Below are 17,632 nucleotides of genomic sequence, written 5' to 3'. Positions count from 1 at the left end.
CTATCGGCCCCGCGTTGCAATGGAAGTTCCCGATGCGTTCCTGCAAGCTCCCGTCCGGCGCTGAAATGCCCGTTCTCGGCCTCGGTACCTGGCGCATGGGCGAAAGCGCGCGCCGGCGGCCGGAAGAACTCGACGCCCTGAAATACGGGCTCGATCTCGGCTATCCGATGATCGATACCGCCGAGATGTATGGCGAGGGCGCGGCCGAGGAGATCGTGGGGGATGCGCTCGCAGGTCGCAGCACGCGGCCCTTCATCGTGAGCAAGGTCTATCCGCACAACGCCTCGCGCGCCGGCACCATCGCCGCCTGCGAGCGCAGCCTGAAGCGCCTGCGGCTGGAGCGCATCGATCTCTACCTGCTGCACTGGCGCGGCGGCTCGCGCATCGAAGAGACGTTCGAGGCTTTCCACAAACTGAAACAATCCGGAAAGATCGGCGATTTCGGCGTCAGCAACTTCGACCTCGACGACATGGAGGACGCCGCCCAACTCGACAAAGGGCTGAACGGCACCAACCAGGTTCTCTATTGCCTGTCGCGCCGCGGCCCCGAGTTCGACCTGCTGCCGTGGATGCGCAAGCACTCCATCCCGCTGATGGCCTATTCGCCGCTCGACCAGGGCGCACTGCTGCGCAAGGCGGCGCTCAAGAAGATCGCCGACGAGGTCGGCTGCACGCCGGCACAACTGGCGCTGGCCTGGCTGTTCGCCCAGCCGGGGGTCGTCACGATTCCGAAATCATCGAGCCGCGAGCGGGTGAAGGAGAATTTCGCAGCACTCCAGGTCGAACTCTCGCCGAAGATCCTGACCGACCTCGACCGCGCCTTCCCGCCGCCGAAGGCCAAGCAGCCGCTCGAAATGCTCTGAATTGAGGACCCGCCGACTCCGATTCGTCTGATTCGTTTGTTTCGTTTATTGGCCGGAACGCCGGCTCCTTCAACGGCCCGCTAACGCTCGATATAGGGATCGGCGATCCCAAGCCTGGCCAGCACGCGGCGCTCCAGCGCCTCCATGCGTTCGGCGTCCGCTTCACCGGTCTCATGGTCGTAGCCGAGAAGGTGAAGCGTGCCGTGCACGACCAGGTGCGTGAAATGGTCGGCCGGCGACTTGCGCTGCTCGCGCGCCTCGCGCCACACGGTCTGGCGCGCCAGCACCATATCGCCCAGGAAATCGCGTTCACCCGACGGATAGGACAGGACGTTGGTCGGCTTGTCCTTCTTGCGGTCGCGCGCATTGAGCACGCGCACGCCCCTGTCATTGTCCAAGGCGACATTGAGCGAGCGACGACCGCTGCGACGGGCGCCGGCAAACGCTGCCCGCACCGCGCACTTCGCCAGTCGTTCGGCATCGGGCAAGGCCTTGGCCCAGCCCTCGTCCAGCACCACGACCGTGCAGCGAAGCGACGGCTTAGCTTTTGGCTTTCTTGTCGCGGGCGTCATAGGCATCGACGATGCGCGTCACGAGATCGTGGCGCACGACGTCCTGGGAGGTCAGTCGCACGAAGCGCACGCCTTCGACATTCGCCAGCGTCTCGACGGCGTCGTTCAGGCCCGACTTCTGGTTGTTCGGCAGGTCGGTCTGGCTGGGATCGCCGGTGATGACCATGCGCGAGCCCTCGCCGAGACGCGTCAGGAACATGCGCATCTGCATCGGCGTCGTGTTCTGCGCCTCGTCGAGGATGACATAGCAATGCGCGAGCGTGCGGCCGCGCATGAAGGCAAGCGGCGCGATCTCGATCTCGCCGGACTCCATGCGATGCGCGATCTGCTCGGCCGGGATCATGTCGTGCAGCGCGTCGTAGAGCGGCCGCAGATAGGGATCGATCTTTTCCTTCATGTCGCCGGGCAGGAAACCCAGGCGCTCGCCCGCCTCGACGGCGGGGCGCGACAGCACGATGCGCTCGACCTTGCCAGCCAGCAGCAGCATGACCCCCATGGCGACGGCGAGATAGGTCTTGCCGCTGCCCGCGGGCCCCAACGCGAACACCATGTCGCGCTCACGGAGTGCGGCGAGATAGCCGCGCTGGCCCGGCGTGCGCGCCTGGATGGTGCGCTTGCGCGTGCGGATGCTCTCGGCGTCGCCGCCTTCCGGACCGCTCTTGGCAAAGCGCACGGCCGCGTCGATGTCGGCGCCCTCGATCGACAGGCCGCGCTTCAGCCGCTCGTAAAGACCAGAGATCGCCTTCTGCGCAACGGCGGCATCGTCGGGCGTGCCCGAGATCGCAAGCTGGTTGCCGCGCGCGCTCAACTGCACATTGGCGAGCTGCTCGATGCGCACCAGGTTACGATCGTGGTTGCCATAAAGGACAGCGACCAGCGCATTGTTGTCGAACGTCATCCGCCGGACATCGGCGGCGCGCGTGCCGGCGGCCTGGTCGCTCACGCGGCCACCTCGTAGGAACCGACGACGATCTCGCCCAGAAGGCTGTTGGCGTAGCCCTCGATCAGGCGAACGTCGACGATATGGCCGAACAGGCGCGGATCTCCCTGGGCATAGACCGATTGCAGCCACGGTGTCTTGCCCATGATCTGCCCGGGCTTGCGGCCCGCTTCGGCGAACAGCACCGGCACGGTGGTGCCGGCCTTCGACTCATTGAACTGGCGCGCCTGTTGGCCGACCAGCGCCTGGAGCGCGGCAAGCCGCGCCACCTTCACGTTCTCCGGCACCTGGTCGGTCAGCGCCGCACCGGGCGTGCCCGGCCGGCGGCTGTACCGGAAGGCGTAGGCCGAGGCGAAGCCCACCTGTTCGATCAGGCGCATCGTGTCGTCGAAATCGGCATCGCTTTCACCTGGAAAGCCAACGATGAAGTCGGACGACAACGCGAGGTCGAAGCGGGCGTTGCGCAAGCGGTCGACGATGCGGAGATAGAGATCGCGGTCGTGACGGCGGTTCATCGCGTCGAGGATGCGATCGGATCCCGACTGCACCGGCAAGTGCAGATAGGGCATGAGCTGCGGCACGTCGCCATGCGCGGCGATCAGATCGTCGTCCATATCGCGCGGATGGGAGGTCGTGTAGCGCAGGCGTGCCAGGCCATCGATCTCGCCGATCGCGCGGATCAGGCGCGCGAGCGACCAGGTCGAACCGTCAGGTCCCTCGCCGTGATAGGCGTTGACGTTCTGGCCGAGCAACGTGAGTTCGAGTGCGCCGGCTTCGATGAGCTGCCGCGCCTCGGCGAGCACGGCCGACACCGGCCGCGAATATTCCATACCGCGCGTATAGGGCACGACGCAGAAGGTGCAGAACTTGTCGCAGCCTTCCTGGATCGAGAGGAACGCTGAACCTGCACGAATGCCCTGCGGCGACGGCAGGTGATCGAACTTGCTCTCGGGCGGGAACTCGGTGTCGAGCACGCCGGCGCCCGGCGCGCGCTTGCCCGTGCCCGCGGCAGCCGACTTGCGCGCGACCTGCGCCAGCAGCTCGGGCAGCCGGTGATAGGCCTGCGATCCGACGACGATGTCGACGGCCGGCTGGCGGCGGATGATCTCCTCGCCCTCGGCCTGGGCGACGCAGCCGGCGACAGCGATGGTCAGGTCGCGGCCCTCGGCCCGGCGCTCGGTCTTGACGGCGCGAAGGCGGCCCAGCTCGGAATAGACCTTTTCCGATGCATGCTCGCGAATGTGGCAGGTGTTCAGCACGACCAGATCGGCCTGCTCCGGCCCTTCGGCCAGGGCATAGCCCAGCGGCCGCAGGACGTCGGCCATGCGGTCGGAATCGTAGACATTCATCTGGCAGCCATAGGTGCGGATGAACACGCGCTTGGGCTGCCCGTCGGTGCGGACGTCCTTCATCGGTCTCCGGTGCTGGAACGGGCGGTTTCTATCACCGCCGACCATATGGGTCGAGAGGGCAGGGTCGAGAGTCTCAGGGCTTCGGGCCGGTCGGCGCCGGCCCGGCCAGCGAAGGCAGCAGCTCCGGCCGGCCGGAATTTGCCGACTGCACGCCGGCCGAAACCTGGCGATGGCAGTATTCGGCGAGCTTCTTGCGATCGCCCAGGCGCTCGATATCGATCGGCGGGAAGAAGGTCACGACCGCCTGCGTCTCGCCGAGGCAGACCATCTGCCAGAGATGCGGCACCAGGTCGAGATCGCCGAACCAGGCGAACAGCGGCCGCCAGTAGCGGCCAAGCGGGATGCCATCGAGGCGCGTGTAGGAGATCGCCACCGGCTGCACGACGATGGGCCTGTCGTCGCGCCGCAGCTGCGCCACGCCGAACAGGGCGCTGCGGAACGGCAGCACGCGCGTGCCGTCGCTGCTGGTGCCCTCGGGGAACAGCATGAGATTGTCGCCGGTGTTCAGCCTTTGCATCATCGCGTCGCGGCTGCTGCTGGTCTTGTTCGAGCGCCGCTCGACGAAGATCGTGCGCTGCGCCTTGGCCAGCGTGCTGAAGAACGGCCACGTCGCCACCTCGGCCTTGGCAACGAAGCAGCCGGGGATGAGACCACCCAGCACCTCGATGTCGAGATAGGAGACGTGATTGCAGACGAAGAGCGTCGGCGTGACGGTCGAGCGCTCGCCGTTCACCTTCACCTTGATGCCGAGGATCAGGCAGACCGTCCGGTGATACATGACCGGCAGCCAGCGTATGACCGGCTTCACGCGGAACGCGAGCGCCAGCAGGTGGAACGGCAGCATCAGCAGCGTGAGCAGCAGATAGCTCAGCAGCCGAAATACGCCACGCAGGGGAGAACCGATCCACGTCGCAGCGCGAGGAGCCTCGATCTCGCTACTCACGCATTCCGCGTTCGTAGTGACGGATGTATTTCTCCGTCACCAACTCGGTCTTCACGATGATGAAGACGTCGGTCGTATTGAATTGGTGATCGATCACGGCGCCGTCGCCGACGAAACCACCGAGCCGCAGGTAGCCCTTGATCAGCGGCGGGACGCGCGCCATCGCCTTACGCGGGTCGTAGCTGCCGGGCTCGAGCATATCCATCTTCACGTAGCGGTGCGGCAGCGCGCGTACGCGTATTTCCGGCGGCGCAAGATGGTGATGGTACAGATAGGACAGCGCCTGCGCGTGCTGCGTCGGATCGATGCCCGGCATGCTGGCGCAACCGAACATCACCTGGATGTTGTAGTGGTAGGCGTAGAGCGCGATGCCGCGCCACAGCATCTGCATGGTCGCGGTGTTGCGCGCGTCCTTGGCAATGCAGGACCGGCCGAGTTCCAGGACCTCGGCCGGATAGTCGATCATCTTCTGGATGTCGTACTCGGCCGAAGAATAGAAGCGGCCCATCTTCGCCGCCGCCGGCCGGCGGATCAGACGATAGGTACCGACGATGCCTTCCGGTCCCTCGCCACGGCGACGGTCGAGCACCAGCAGGTGATCGCAGACCTGGTCGAACGGATCGAAGTCGCGGCCAAGCGCCATCATTTCAGGCGTGGCCTGCGCCGCCATTTCTTCATAGAAGACGCGAAAACGTAGAGCCTGTGCCGCTTCGATTTCCGCCGCTGTCTGGGCGAGGCGAACTTCGAAATCGCCTGCAACGACCTGCACGATCTCCCGATTGGAGACCGGCGGTCCAAGAAGCTCAGCTTCGCTGTCAACGCGGTCAATGCGCATGATTAATCCGCAAGGGGGCCGCCCCGATCATGGGCCCATTATCGGGTTGGCGCGAGGCACGTCCACTTATTTTTGGCGGTCGGGTTTCCCATCCAGGGGAACGCCATAAAGCTCCAGGCGATGGCCGACGAGTCTGTAGCCCGCCTTCTCGGCGATCTTCCGCTGCAGCTCCTCGATCTCGTCGTTGTGGAATTCCACAACCTTGCCGCTCTGGATATCGATCAGATGATCGTGGTGTTCGTCCGGCGTCTCCTCGTAGCGCGCCCGGCCATCGCCGAAATCGTGCTTGGCGAGAATACCCGCCTCTTCGAACAACCGCACCGTCCGGTACACCGTCGCGATGGAGATGTTGGGATCGATCGCCGTCGAGCGCCGATGCACGGCCTCGACGTCGGGATGATCCGACGCGTCCGACAGGACACGCGCGATCACGCGTCGCTGGTCGGTCATCTTGAGGCCGCGCTCTGCGCATAGGACTTCGAGTTTGGATTTCCTGTCGGGCATGCCGTCCTACCCTACACTGGCCGGCGACTTCGGTATAGTTGGACATGTTCTTACAGGCCGACCATGACATCGACATTACCGGCGAGGTCTGCCCCATGACCTTCGTCCGGACCAAGCTCCGACTCGAGCGCATGCAGCCCGGGGAAATCCTTGCCGTGCGCCTGCGCGGCGATGAGCCGTTGCGCAACGTCCCGCGGGCCGCCCGGGACGAAGGCCATACTATTCTGAGTATCGAGGCGGACGGCGATATCCACATCGTCACCATCCGCCGCCGCTGATCAGCTGAGAGTGAGACGCAGGATGAAGGCATCGGCGGCCGGCCGGCCCCGGCGCACATAGTAGCCGGCGCGACGTCCCACGACCTCGAAGCCCAGCGAGTCATAGAGCGCCCGGGCGCGAGGATTATCCGCACCGACTTCAAGGAATAGTGATCGCGCGCCGCCGCTCCGCGCCTTGTCCACAACCGCGCCGAGAAGCAGGCGGGCGGCGCCCCGGCGGCGATGACCGGGATCGACGGCAACGGTGAGCAGCTCGGCCTCGTCGGCCACGATACGGCAGATGGCCATGCCGATGTCGGATGTGGTTTCGGTCACGAGGAAGCCGGTGACACCGGGCGATGCCAACAGGCCGGCAATGTCCTGCCGTGTCCAACCAGGCTCGCCCATGGGCTCGAACGCCTCGCGATGGAGACGTGCCGCCCGGTCGAGGTCGACCGCGCGCAATGGATTGAGGACGAACCCTTCGCTCATCTGTTCGCCCCCGTCATTCAACAGTGCGACGCGCGCCGTCGGGGAGGGTGATGTTGACCCCGCGCAAATAGAGCGGTCGCGGCAGGCCTTCGGCCCGGTTCCGGGCGGACCATGTCTCGACGCCGTCCGCGAGGCCGAGGCGGCCCAACACGACCGGATCCGGCGGCCCCTCCTGCGCTGTTGCATCGACGCCGGCGGCGCGCAGCGACTGGGCGAGCGGCGCCACATCCTTGCCGACGATCAGGCAGCGATGGCCGGCGAGGCGCGTCGCGAGATCTTCGGCCGTCGCCGCGAAGGGCGCAGGATCGTCGCCAACCGCGCAGAACCAGTCGCCGAGCCTGGTGTCGACCGCAGCCACGACCAGCCGGCCATCCACTGGCGCTTGAGCGCGCAACACCGTGGTCGTGGGGATGCCGGCCAGGGGAATCCCCAGACCGACCGCCAGACCGCGCGCGGCGGACAATCCCACGCGCACGCCGGTGAAACTGCCGGGACCCGTCGTGACCGCGATCAGGTCGAGCTGAGTCCGCGCCACACCGGCCCGTTCCAGCGCGGACGCGATCGCCGGCAGGAGCCGCGCCGCCTGTTCGCGCCCCTCTTCGAACAGGGTCGCCAAGGAGACATCATCGCGCACGATCGCGACGCCCTGCCCGCTCACGGCGCAATCGAAGGCCAGGACCGTGCTCACAGGCGACCGCCGCGCCGGACACTGGCGTCGATCGAAAGGGCTGGGCATTGTGATGTCATGAAGCTCGACATTGTTCCTATCGCTCCGCCCGATTTCGACGTCGACGTGACGCTGGCTTATGCGACGGACGCAAATCTAACGGGGCAGCCGGTGTATCGGAACGCCGAATGCTGGCTGCATCGCGAGGCCGCAGACAAGCTTGCCGCCGCGATCGATCTCGCCCGGCCGCTCGGGTATCGGCTGCGCATCTTCGACGCGCTGCGGCCGGTCGAAGCGCAGTGGGCCCTGTGGAACGTCAATCCCGATCCGGAATTCATCGCCGATCCCCGTCGCGGCTCGCCGCATTCGCGCGGCGTCGCGGTCGATCTCAGCCTGCTCGATGCCGACGGGAACGAACTCGACATGGGCACCGGGTTCGACGCCTTCACGCCATTGTCCCACCATGGGCGTACCGACATCTCTGCCGAGGCCCAGCGCAACCGCCTGCTGCTGATGGGCCTGATGACGGCCGCCGGCTGGGACTTCTACCGCAATGAATGGTGGCACTATCAGCTGTTCGACGCGCGGCGCTATCCGCTGGTCGCCGATGTCGACCTGCCCCGTCCCATGATGTGACCGATGATGTAGTCGCGGGCTTCCTTAGAAACCCGACAGCTTCGCCTTGTCGAAGTCGCGCAGATCGTTCTCGCGCATGATCTGACGGACGAACTGCACGTAGCCCTGGCCGCGCTCCGAATAGCGCAGCAGCGAGCCGATCAGGCGAAAGCCGTCGGGATCCTCGCCGCGGTCGCGCATCGCCGCCCGCTCGTTGCGGAAGCCGGCATAGGCGGGATGGGTGTTGAGGTTGGCGACATAGGCGTCGGTCGCCTCGCCCACGTCGGTGAAGGGCTGCGGCATGCCGGCGCCCGGCTTCCAAGGCACCGAGACGTTGTGGCGGCCGACCGCCTGGATCTGGCCGTACAGGGCATTGCCGGTGCGCGCCGCGAACGAGGTGCCCCAGCCCGATTCGACGCCGCCCTGGGCGATCGCCATCGAGGGCGGGACGATGTCGACGCGCCGGATGAGCTCGTCGATCTTGTCGGGCGTCGTGTCGTAGCGGTCGGCGAGATCGTCGAGCCAGATGCGCTCGATGGCGGTCAGCATCTGCGGCGTCATGGAAAGCTTGTCGCGCAGATAGAGAAGCTGTTCGCGATCGGCGATGACACGCTGGTTGACCTCGAGGATCACCGGCAGCAGCGCCGTGATGAACAGCATCTTGCGCTCGTTGCCGTCCTTGTTGCCGAGATCGGCCGGAACGCGGTCGACCTTGTACGGCGGCACCGCCTCGCCTTGGCGGATATCGGTAAGCGTGTAGGAAACGTCACGGAAGAAACCCGCGAGTTCGTCGGCCGTGCGCGGGCTGATGGCGCGCACCTGGACCTGCCGGCGGACGGCATTGCCGGGCGCGGCGAAACGGCCATGGCCGCCGGACGAATCGCGCGTCGAACGGTTCACGACATCGTCGGGTTCGCTGAGTTCATGGCGTACGAAAGTGAGTGCGGCGGGCTCGGCATCCAGCACGAAGAGGCTGGCCTGATCGACTTCCTGGGCATTGGCGCTGCCCACGCCGAACGAAAGATAGGGAGCTGCATCGGTCGACGGCAGCGGCTTGTAGAGGACGACCCCTGTCGCCAGCACGGCCGCCCAAGCGGCCGGAAAAGCATATTGTCGCCCACGCTCGATCGCGGGCCGTAACGTCAACTGCATGCCACACTCTTCATTTAATTTGCGCGCGCAAACGACCTGTCGCCGCGGCCCTATAGGGCCGCGCACGCCATCCCAACGCTTACGCTTGAGCTAGAGCGGCCCTACTGGGCCGCCTGGACTTCAACGACTTCCGGCACGTAGTGCTTAAGAAGGTTCTCAATTCCCATCTTCAGCGTGGCCGTCGAACTCGGGCAGCCCGAGCAGGACCCCTGCATGTGCAGGTAGACGATGCCGTCGCGGAAATCGTGGAAGACGATGTCGCCGCCGTCCTGGGCCACAGCCGGCCGGACGCGGGTGTCGAGGAGTTCCTTGATCTGGGCAACGACCTCGTCGTCGTCGGCAGCGGCGGAAGCCGCCGCGCCCTCGTCGGCGATCACCGGATCGCCGGATGTGTAATGCTCCATGATGCCGCCGAGGATCGACGGCTTCATGATCTGCCAGTCCCGATCGGCCGTCTTGGTGACGGTCACGAAGTCGGAGCCGAAGAACACGCGCTCGACGCCCTCCACCGCAAACAGCCTCTTGGCAAGCGGTGACGGCGTGGCGGCCTCGACGTTGGCGAAATCCGCTGTCCCCTTCTCCATGACCACCCGGCCAGGAAGAAACTTCAGGGTCGACGGATTGGGCGTCTGCTCGGTCTGGATAAACAAACCTACCTCCGGTTCGAACGCTTCGCGGCGAGCCGCTTGGCGTCGCTCAGGCTGGGGATCAGGACGTCTGCATCCCCACTCGATGGCTTTGGACGTAGGAACCGGGAGCAAGTCGATCAAGATGATTCTTGAGTGACGGTGTATAAATATTATGGAATATTTACAGATTATTAATATTTATCAGTGATTTATTTTGCGAAATTCCCAACGCAACCTTTATGGTTCAATTGTACGCAAAGAGGCTGTCGGCGCGGATTGCCGCAGAAAGACCACCGGACTTTCCGCACGCATCACGAGATCGCATCGATCTCCGCTTCCGTGAGGGCGCCCGGAACGATCGTCAGCGGGATGCGAAGCTGCCCTCCGGACTTGCCGGTGAAAGCCGTCACCAACGGCCCCGGCCCCTCGCCGCCCGAGGCGCTGCCCAGCACCAGAACCGAGATCGAGCGGTCCTCGGTCAGGAGCTTGGCGAGCTCGTCGCGGCTCTTGCCCTCGCGGATATGGATGGACGGTGGCTGGCCGGTCATCGAGATCGCCACCTCGGCGTGCCGGGCGACGACCGCCTCGGCCTGCTGACGGGCTTCCTCGCGCATCAGCTCGACCACCGAGCCCCATTGCTGCCCTTCCGGCGGATCCATGACGTACAGCATCGCGACCCGTCCGCCGGTACGCTTGGCGCGCCGGCAGGCATAATGCAGCGCATTGCGCATCTCCGGGCTCTCGTCGACCACGACCAGGAAGACACGTTCGACGGGCCTGGGTTGCTCGTTCATCGCCCTCTCTCCCCTTCTTCTAGAGACGCCGCATGACGGCACCGCCCAGCCAGCCGACCAGCAGCGCCATCAGGACGGCGCCCAGCCCGTACAGGGCCCCCTCGTGCGCCGACCAGCCTGCGAGCTGGGCGCTGAATCCGACCTTGCCCACCGGCAGCGGCCGCGAGACGGCGGCGACGATCTTGCCGTCGCGCAGCAGATAGACCCGGATGTCGTACACCCCTTCCGGCAGCCGTGACGGGAAGGGCAGGTCGACGCGAAACAGCCGGCTGGCCTGCACCGTCACCTGGCCGATGGCGGCGGGGTAGAGACCCTCGCGCCGTTTCACCTCGACCAGACCGGCCCGGAACTTCGCAAGCTCCGCCGCGTCACGGGGTGTCGCCGGCTTGAGGCTCGACAGCCGGTCCTCGAGGGACAGGATCTCGCCGCCGGCGCCGCGGGCCAGCAGGCGCTGCAGCGGCTGGCTGGCGGCGATGGCGTAATAGGCCGGCACGTCGTCGAACGCCTGCCGTCCGGTATTGAGCCAGATTCCCAGGAATCGCTGCTTGCGCATCACCGTCTCGCGCGCGGGCGGGCCGGCCACCACGACCACGATCTCCCCGGGCGGGTCGAACATGCCGAACAGCAGGATGCTCTCGCCCTGGAAGGCCGAGGTGATCGACACGCGGGCGAGCGAGAGGTCGACGATCAGGTCGGGCGTGGTGGGCTCGGTCGGGACCGACGGCGGCACGGTGGCGTCGGGCGGCCCGCCGATGCTCGGCCCCGGCAGGCCTCCGGGCGCCGGCTCCAGGCGGGGCGTCTGCGCCATCGCGCCGGTCGCGCCGACGAGGAGCGCAAGGCAGGCGAGGAAACCAGGGATCCTCACGGCAGCACCTGGCGCGCGCCCAGCGAGTAGAGCGAACCGGGGGTGCGCAACAGCTCCGTCAGGAGCTCGGCCGCCACCGCCAGGATCAGGAGCGACATCAGGGCGCGCAGCGCCAGGCCCGGCAGCTTGGCCGCCAGCCTTGCCCCGATGGGTGCGCCCACGACTCCGCCCAGGATCAGCAGCAGCGCCAGGACGACGTCGACGGTGCCGTTGGTGGCGGCCTGCAGGAAAGTGACGTTGGCGGCCACGAACAGGATCTGGAAATTCGACGTGCCGATCACCACCGCCGTCGGCATGCCGAGCAGGTAGATCATCGCCGGCACCAGGACGAAGCCGCCGCCGACGCCCAGGATCGCCGACAGCACGCCGATGATGAAGCCCAGCCCGATCGGCAGCAGGGCGCTGATGTAGAGCTTCGACTTGTAGAAACGCAGCTTCCAGGGCAGCCGGTGCACGAGATAGTGGGTGTGCAGCTTGCCGCGCGGCGCGTCGGGATTGCGCCGGCGCCTGAAGTAGGTGCTGAGGCTCTCGAACAGCATCAGCAGGCCGATCGTCGACAGCATCACGACGTAGAGCACGGCGATCACGAAGTCGATCTGGCCGATCCGCTTCAGGTAGGTGAACAGCCAGACGCCGGCCGACGAACCCAGCATGCCGCCCGCCAGCAGGACCAGTCCCATGCGCAGGTCGACGTTGCCGCGGCGCCACTGCACCTGCAGCGAGGAGATCGAGTTGGCCACCACCTGGTTGGCCTGGCTGGCGACGGCGACGGCCGGCGGGATGCCGACGAAGATCAGCAGCGGCGTGGCGAGGAAGCCGCCGCCCACGCCGAACATGCCCGACAGGAGTCCCGCCGCGGCGCCGAGGCCCAGCAGCAGGAACACGTTCATCGATAGCTCGGCAATGGGGAGATAGATCTCCACGCCGTCGCCTACTTCAGCAGGATGTTGGTGATCTCGCGCAGCTGCGTGCGGGCGCGCAGCAGGTAGAAACCCTGCGCGAGCAGGTGGTTGGGAATCAGCAGCGCATCGGGATAGCCGTTCCAGACGATCCACGGATCGAGCTGGGCGGCGATGCGGAAGGTATCGACCGTGCCGTTCCAGGCGCTTGTGAGCTCACGGTCGCGGATCACGTTCTGAAAATCGGAACCGAGGTCGCGCAGCAGCAGGTAGTAGACGTAGAGGCGGCCCTTGTTGAAATAGAAGATGTCGTCGCACCTGGCGTCGAACAGGTCGCCGGCCTTCTCGATGACATGCTGGTCGATCGCCGCCGAGTCGGAGCCGAGATCGTTGGCGATGCGGTCGAGCAGCGCCTGGAGATTGTCGGCCCGCCGCTCGAACACCGCCTGCCCGGTGCCCAGCCGCTTGTTGTAGGCCAGCAGCCTGTCGCGGCCGGCGCGGTACTTCTGCGCCGAGGTCGTCGACGGCAGCAGCGAGACGCTGGGCTGCCACAGCCAGATATTGGGCTGTTCGTTCAGGAAACCGCGCGCCTGCTCGAGGTCGCGATCGGTCTGGCTCGAGCCGCGCGTGCGGCCGAGCTGGTCCATCAGCTCGGTGCTGAAGCGGCCCAGCGCCGACATGAGGCCGCGCTGGTAATTCGGCATGTTGTCGAGCAGGCCGGACGGCGTGAAGAACGGCATCATCGGCGTCCAGGTATGGACGTCGACCTCGCGGGTGACGAGATCGGCCATGGTGGCGACAGACTTGCTTTCGCCTGGTGCAACGCCGCGCGCCGTGAACTGCGGATCGTCGTCGATGTCCTCGGTCACCAGCGCGCCGACCGGATAGTAGAGAACGATCAGCAGGAGGGCGATCCGCCACGTCCATCGCCAGGCCGTGCGAGCGCCGGACGATGGGGCCGATGTCGATGCGGCGGACGTCGAACGGCCCGGGCGCCATCCCTTCACGCGGTCCCAGCTGCGCCGCCACCAGGAAGGCCTGGCCGACGAGGGTGCGCTGTAGTCCGGTTCGAATGTCATGGCACACCTTACCATTCGCCTCGTGACGAAATAGGGGCGCGGGCTGCTAGAGTGCAACGAATGTTTTCAATGGAGTGGGTGGAATGGCTCTCGATCCGGAATCCCAGCGGCTGATCGACCTGATGGCGGCGGCGAACCGACCGGCCTGGAACACGCTGAGCCCGCAAGCCGCCCGCGACCTGTATCTCTCGCTGCGGCCCGCTGGACAGGGACCGCGGCCCACCGATGTGACGGTCGTCGACCGCACGATTCCCGGCCCGGCCGGCGATCTGGCTGTCCGGATCTATCGCCCGGCATCGGCGCCTGCCGACGCAAAGCTCCCGGCGCTGGTCTATGCGCATGGCGGCGGCTGGGTGTTCGGCAATCTCGACAGCCACGACGTGCTCTGCGCCCAGCTCGCGATCGAGGCCGGCATCGCGGTGTTCCATGTCGACTATCGCCTCGCACCGGAGGCCCGCTTCCCCGGCGCCTTCGACGATGTCGTGGCCGCCCTGAAATGGGTCGCCGCCAATGGTGCCTCGGTCGGCATCGATCCGACGCGCCTCGCCATCGGCGGCGACAGCGCCGGCGGCAATCTCGCGGCCGCGGTCTCGATCTGGGCGCGCGACCAGGGCGGCCCGAGGCTGCGGATGCAGCTTCTCGCCTATCCGGTGACCGATGCCGTGGCCCGCACTGACTCGTACCGGCATTTCGAGGACGGCTACGGGCTGAACGCGGCGACCATGGAATGGTTCTTCGACCATTACACGCCCGACAGGGCGAACCGTGGCGACTGGCGCGTCTCGCCGCTGCGCGCGGCGTCGCTTGCCGGCCTGCCACCGGCCCTCGTGGTCACCGCCGGCTACGATCCGCTGCGCGACGAGGGCCGCGCCTATGCCTGGCGCCTGCAGAAGGAGGGCACGCAGGCCGACCTCGTCGAGTTCGGCGGCATGCTGCACGGGTTCCTGAGTTCGCCGATGCTGCTGCACGGCGCGCGGCGCGGGACGACCCTCTGTGCCGCGGCGCTGCGTGAAGCGCTGGTGCTGCGCGCCCAGTGACGACTGCCACTACTCGCGGCACCGCGCCGGTCGGCATGGCGCTGCCGGGACTGGTGATCGCCGTCTGCATGATCGGCGATACGCTGCTCTATGCCGTGCTGCCGCTCTATCATGAGGAGTTCGGCCTCTCGCTGGCGATGGTCGGCGTACTGCTGTCGCTCAACCGCTGGATCCGGCTGCTGGCCAATTCCGGCGTCGCCCATCTCGGCGAGCGCCTCGGTCCGCACGCACTGATGATCGCCGCCGCGTTGGGCGCGGCCCTCTCGACGGCCATCTATGGCCTGGTCGAGAATCCGACGGCGCAGATCCTGGCGCGCATCCTGTGGGGCATCTCCTACGCCTCGCTCAATCTCTCGACCCTGGCCTATGCCGTGAGCGATCGCGCCAATGCCGGCAAGCGGGTCGGCGCCAGCCGTGCCGCCATCGGCCTCGTGCAGGCGATGTCGCTGGTCGGCGGCGCGTGGATCGTGCTCGAGCTGGGTGCCCGGCTGGTGTTCCTGATCTATGGCGCCCTGACGCTGATCGCTTTCGCTGCCGCCATCGTCCTGCCGCGGCTGCCGGCCGAACCGGCGGCGAAGAAAGGCTTCAGGCTGCCTGTGCCCCATCGTCTCGAAGTCTGGGGCTTCGTCATGGGCTTCTCGGGCGACGGCGTCTTCCTGCTGACGCTCGCCTTCCTGATGAAGGACTCGATTACCTCCGTGGCCGCGGTGATGGCGACGGCGATGCTGCTGGCGCTGCGCTGGCTGGTCGAGGTCACGACCGGCCCGATCGGCGGCTGGATCGGCGACCGCTTCGGCGCGCGGCGCATTGCCATCGCGAATGCGGCGCTGCTGGTCGCCGGCTTCGTCCTGATCGCGGCCGACCACGAGCTCGTGGGCGCGCTGATGATCGTGATGACCCGCGGCATGTTCAACACGCTGATCCCGGTGCTGGTGATCGAGCGCGGCCACGGCACCGTCCTCTCCAGCCAGGCGAGCTACTCGACCTGGCGCGACTTCGGCGCCGCCGTCGGCCCCCTGACCGCCCCCTGGCTCTTCCTCAATGTCGCGCAAACGCCGCTCTACGCTGCGCTGGCCCTGGCCCTCGGCCTCAGCGGCTATTTCTGCCTCGTGAGACGCTGAAGCCCCAAACTGCTTCCAATATACTTGCATATGGAAATATATCAGCCCATATAAGGCGGATGAGCACTCCCTCTTTCGCCGCCACCCTGAACCTGCTCCGCGCCAACGCGCGCCTTGAGGAGCGCTTTGCCAATGAACTTGGCTCCGTGCACGGGCTCGCCCTCAAGGAGGTGTTGCTGCTGATGCACCTCGAGCGGGCGCCCCTGAAGCGGCTGAGCCGCGTGGACCTCGCCAAGCGCCTGCATGTCAGCCCCTCGACGGTGACGCGCATGACCAGCCCGCTGGAGAAGCTGGGCTGCCTCGGCCGCGAGGCCGATCCACGCGACGCCCGCCTCGCCTATGTCGTGCTGACCGAAGCCGGCCAGCGCCTGGTCGGCGAGGCAAGGGCGACGCTGGAGCGCATGGCCGCCGACCTGTTCCGCGACCGCTGGGCCAAGTCCGAGATCTCGACGCTGGCCGACCTTTTAGGCCGCCTCACCGCCGGCCAGCCGGGAGACTTGGCGTGATCCATCTCATCTGCGGCTCGACCGGCGCCGGCAAGACGACCTATGCGACCAAGCTGCGTCAGCAGCTTGGCGCGCTGCACCTGTCGATCGACGACTGGATGGTGACGCTGTTCGCGCCCGACAAACCAGCACAGCCGAGCTGGCCGTGGATCGAGGAGCGCGTGCTGCGCTGCGAGCGGCAGATCCTCGCGATCGCGCTCGATCTCGCCCGCACCGGCATGCCCTCGATCCTCGACCTCGGCCTTCAGCGTGTCGAGCAACGCCGGCGTGTCACCGAGCAGGCGGCAAACGCCGGCATCGCCGTGCGCCTACACTTCCTCGACATAGACGCCACGGAACGCTGGCGCAGAGTCGAGCAACGCAACGAACAGCAGGGCGAAACCTTCCGCGTGAAAGTCACGCGCCCGATGTTCGATTTCATCGAAACGATCTGGCAGCCGCCGACCGACGATGAAATGTCGATCCTCGATGGTGTGCGGATCGCAGCTTGAGACCCATAGCAAACAAGGATCCCTCGCTACGCTCGGGATGACACCGGCTTCCGCATCGACGCAGAGCGCCAATCACAACAACAGTGTCATCCCGAGCGTAGCGAGGGATCCTTCGCTTGGCCTTAGCGGAACACATCCTTGCGGTGACGCACCTCGGCGAAGACCGAGACCGGATCGCCACCGACGAGGCCGACTGCGGCCTGCACAGCCGGGACGTCGACGCGCAGGAAGGGGTTGGTGGCCTTCTCCTCGCCGAGCAGCGAGGGGACCGTCGCCTCGCCCTTGGCGCGCGCCGCGTCGATCGCGGCCGAGCGCGCCTTGAGCTGCTGGTTGCCGGTCTCGACGGTCAAGGCGAAGCGGGCGTTCGACTGCGTGTACTCGTGGGCGCAGTAGACGCGCATGTCGTCGGGCAGCGCGCGCAGGCGGCTGAGCGACGTCCAGAACTGCTGCGGCGTGCCCTCGAACATGCGGCCGCAGCCCAGCGCGAACAGCGTGTCGCCGCAGAACAGCGCCTTCTGGTCGCGGAACGCATAGGCGATGTGGCCGCTGGTGTGGCCCGGCACGAAGAAGATCTCGGCCTCGGCCTCGCCGAACCGGTAGCGGTCGCCATCGTCGACCTCGACGTCGATGCCGGGGATGCGGGCGCGGTCCTGGCGCAGGCCGACGATGATGCAGCCGGTCGCCTTCTTGATCTCCAGGTTGCCCCCCACATGGTCGCCATGGTGATGGGTGTTGAGGATATGGGTGATCTTCCAGCGGCGCTTTTCGGCCTCCGCGAGGACCGGGCCGGCCACGGCGGGGTCGACGACACCGACGGCGCCGCTCTGCGGCTCGCGCATCAACCACACGTAATTGTCGTTGAGGACCGGGATACGGACGATGTCTAGTGTTGTGCTCATGATGCAAGGCTAGCAGAGCTGACTTGCGCCGGCCATGGCCCGTCCGGCGGGCTTTCTGCT

22 protein-coding genes are annotated in these 17,632 nt (G+C 66.6%); 7 read left to right on the top strand and 15 right to left on the bottom strand.

What is annotated here, in order from left to right; all coding sequences use genetic code 11:
• Positions 1–65 precede the first annotated feature (65 nt).
• Positions 66–863 carry an aldo/keto reductase gene (locus AC1ROX_RS04900; RefSeq protein ID WP_493122985.1) on the top strand — a complete coding sequence of 266 codons (798 nt, stop codon included), beginning with the start codon at positions 66–68 and terminating at the stop codon, positions 861–863.
• A gap of 80 nt (positions 864–943) precedes the next feature.
• Here AC1ROX_RS04900 and ybeY read toward each other — a convergent pair whose 3' ends face one another.
• From ybeY to AC1ROX_RS04870, 6 genes are all read right to left on the bottom strand, one after another.
• On the bottom strand, positions 944–1,381 hold the full coding sequence (gene ybeY, locus AC1ROX_RS04895; protein WP_493122983.1) for an rRNA maturation RNase YbeY: 438 nt from the start codon (positions 1,379–1,381) through the stop codon (positions 944–946).
• A gap of 22 nt (positions 1,382–1,403) precedes the next feature.
• The gene (locus tag AC1ROX_RS04890; RefSeq protein WP_493123654.1) at positions 1,404–2,333 is read right to left on the bottom strand and encodes a PhoH family protein; all 930 of its coding nucleotides are present in this window, start codon (positions 2,331–2,333) and stop codon (positions 1,404–1,406) included.
• Between the two features lie 41 nt (positions 2,334–2,374).
• Entirely contained in the window at positions 2,375–3,787 is a 1,413-nt protein-coding gene (gene miaB, locus AC1ROX_RS04885; protein WP_493122981.1) for a tRNA (N6-isopentenyl adenosine(37)-C2)-methylthiotransferase MiaB, read from the bottom strand.
• Positions 3,788–3,860: 73 nt separating this feature from the next.
• Positions 3,861–4,730, bottom strand: coding sequence for a lysophospholipid acyltransferase family protein (locus AC1ROX_RS04880; protein WP_493122979.1), 870 nt, complete (start codon positions 4,728–4,730; stop codon positions 3,861–3,863).
• On the bottom strand, positions 4,723–5,565 hold the full coding sequence (locus AC1ROX_RS04875; protein WP_493122977.1) for a GNAT family N-acetyltransferase: 843 nt from the start codon (positions 5,563–5,565) through the stop codon (positions 4,723–4,725). The genes AC1ROX_RS04880 and AC1ROX_RS04875 overlap by 8 nt, the downstream gene beginning before the upstream one ends.
• A gap of 66 nt (positions 5,566–5,631) precedes the next feature.
• Entirely contained in the window at positions 5,632–6,069 is a 438-nt protein-coding gene (locus tag AC1ROX_RS04870) for a Fur family transcriptional regulator (protein ID WP_493122975.1), read from the bottom strand.
• A 44-nt stretch (positions 6,070–6,113) separates the two neighbouring features.
• Here AC1ROX_RS04870 and AC1ROX_RS04865 point away from each other — a divergent pair, with 44 nt between their 5' ends.
• Entirely contained in the window at positions 6,114–6,347 is a 234-nt protein-coding gene (locus tag AC1ROX_RS04865; RefSeq protein WP_493122973.1) for a sulfurtransferase TusA family protein, read from the top strand.
• On the opposite strand, the gene AC1ROX_RS04860 is transcribed toward AC1ROX_RS04865, so the two are convergent.
• Complete coding sequence (locus AC1ROX_RS04860) at positions 6,348–6,818, bottom strand: GNAT family N-acetyltransferase (RefSeq protein ID WP_493122971.1); 471 nt, start codon at positions 6,816–6,818, stop codon at positions 6,348–6,350. It abuts the gene before it with no gap.
• A gap of 13 nt (positions 6,819–6,831) precedes the next feature.
• Positions 6,832–7,506: a tRNA (adenosine(37)-N6)-threonylcarbamoyltransferase complex dimerization subunit type 1 TsaB gene (gene tsaB / locus AC1ROX_RS04855; protein ID WP_493122969.1), complete on the bottom strand. Its 675-nt coding sequence runs from the start codon at positions 7,504–7,506 to the stop codon at positions 6,832–6,834.
• Positions 7,507–7,563: 57 nt separating this feature from the next.
• On the opposite strand from tsaB, the gene ddpX reads away from it, so the two are divergent.
• Positions 7,564–8,121, top strand: coding sequence for a D-alanyl-D-alanine dipeptidase (ddpX, locus tag AC1ROX_RS04850; RefSeq protein ID WP_493122967.1), 558 nt, complete (start codon positions 7,564–7,566; stop codon positions 8,119–8,121).
• 24 nt (positions 8,122–8,145) lie between these two features.
• On the opposite strand, the gene AC1ROX_RS04845 is transcribed toward ddpX, so the two are convergent.
• From AC1ROX_RS04845 to AC1ROX_RS04820, 6 genes are all read right to left on the bottom strand, one after another.
• Complete coding sequence (locus tag AC1ROX_RS04845; RefSeq protein WP_493122965.1) at positions 8,146–9,252, bottom strand: glucosaminidase domain-containing protein; 1,107 nt, start codon at positions 9,250–9,252, stop codon at positions 8,146–8,148.
• Positions 9,253–9,353: 101 nt separating this feature from the next.
• A complete protein-coding gene (locus tag AC1ROX_RS04840; protein ID WP_493122963.1) occupies positions 9,354–9,902 on the bottom strand; it encodes a NifU family protein in 549 nt (182 codons plus the stop codon).
• A 290-nt stretch (positions 9,903–10,192) separates the two neighbouring features.
• A complete protein-coding gene (locus AC1ROX_RS04835) occupies positions 10,193–10,675 on the bottom strand; it encodes a universal stress protein (protein WP_493122961.1) in 483 nt (160 codons plus the stop codon).
• A 19-nt stretch (positions 10,676–10,694) separates the two neighbouring features.
• Complete coding sequence (locus tag AC1ROX_RS04830) at positions 10,695–11,540, bottom strand: TIGR02186 family protein (RefSeq protein WP_493122959.1); 846 nt, start codon at positions 11,538–11,540, stop codon at positions 10,695–10,697.
• Positions 11,537–12,463, bottom strand: coding sequence for a sulfite exporter TauE/SafE family protein (locus AC1ROX_RS04825; RefSeq protein ID WP_493122957.1), 927 nt, complete (start codon positions 12,461–12,463; stop codon positions 11,537–11,539). The genes AC1ROX_RS04830 and AC1ROX_RS04825 overlap by 4 nt, the downstream gene beginning before the upstream one ends.
• Positions 12,464–12,471: 8 nt before the next feature.
• The gene (locus AC1ROX_RS04820; RefSeq protein ID WP_493122955.1) at positions 12,472–13,518 is read right to left on the bottom strand and encodes a DUF2333 family protein; all 1,047 of its coding nucleotides are present in this window, start codon (positions 13,516–13,518) and stop codon (positions 12,472–12,474) included.
• Positions 13,519–13,601: 83 nt separating this feature from the next.
• Between AC1ROX_RS04820 and lipP1 the strand changes: the two genes are divergently transcribed.
• Genes lipP1 through AC1ROX_RS04800 form a run of 4 tightly spaced genes read left to right on the top strand, consistent with a single transcriptional unit; the run spans position 13,602 to position 16,673 of the window.
• Positions 13,602–14,555, top strand: coding sequence for a LipP1 family hormone-sensitive lipase (gene lipP1 / locus AC1ROX_RS04815; RefSeq protein WP_493122953.1), 954 nt, complete (start codon positions 13,602–13,604; stop codon positions 14,553–14,555).
• Positions 14,552–15,676, top strand: a complete 1,125-nt coding sequence (locus tag AC1ROX_RS04810; protein ID WP_493122951.1) for an MFS transporter — start codon at positions 14,552–14,554, stop codon at positions 15,674–15,676. Before lipP1 ends, AC1ROX_RS04810 begins: the two co-directional genes overlap by 4 nt.
• A gap of 59 nt (positions 15,677–15,735) precedes the next feature.
• Positions 15,736–16,182 (top strand): MarR family winged helix-turn-helix transcriptional regulator, encoded by a 447-nt coding sequence (locus AC1ROX_RS04805; protein WP_493122949.1) that lies wholly within the window; start codon positions 15,736–15,738, stop codon positions 16,180–16,182.
• Positions 16,179–16,673, top strand: coding sequence for a P-loop nucleotide/nucleoside kinase family protein (locus AC1ROX_RS04800; RefSeq protein WP_493122947.1), 495 nt, complete (start codon positions 16,179–16,181; stop codon positions 16,671–16,673). The genes AC1ROX_RS04805 and AC1ROX_RS04800 overlap by 4 nt, the downstream gene beginning before the upstream one ends.
• A gap of 122 nt (positions 16,674–16,795) precedes the next feature.
• Here AC1ROX_RS04800 and gloB read toward each other — a convergent pair whose 3' ends face one another.
• A complete protein-coding gene (gene gloB, locus AC1ROX_RS04795) occupies positions 16,796–17,572 on the bottom strand; it encodes a hydroxyacylglutathione hydrolase (protein ID WP_493122945.1) in 777 nt (258 codons plus the stop codon).
• Positions 17,573–17,632 lie beyond the last annotated feature (60 nt).

This window comes from Reyranella sp. GW821-FHT14A01, from assembly GCF_058803965.1.
Note: the sequence above shows the minus strand (reverse complement) of the source record. Positions and strands in the feature narration are given on the sequence as shown.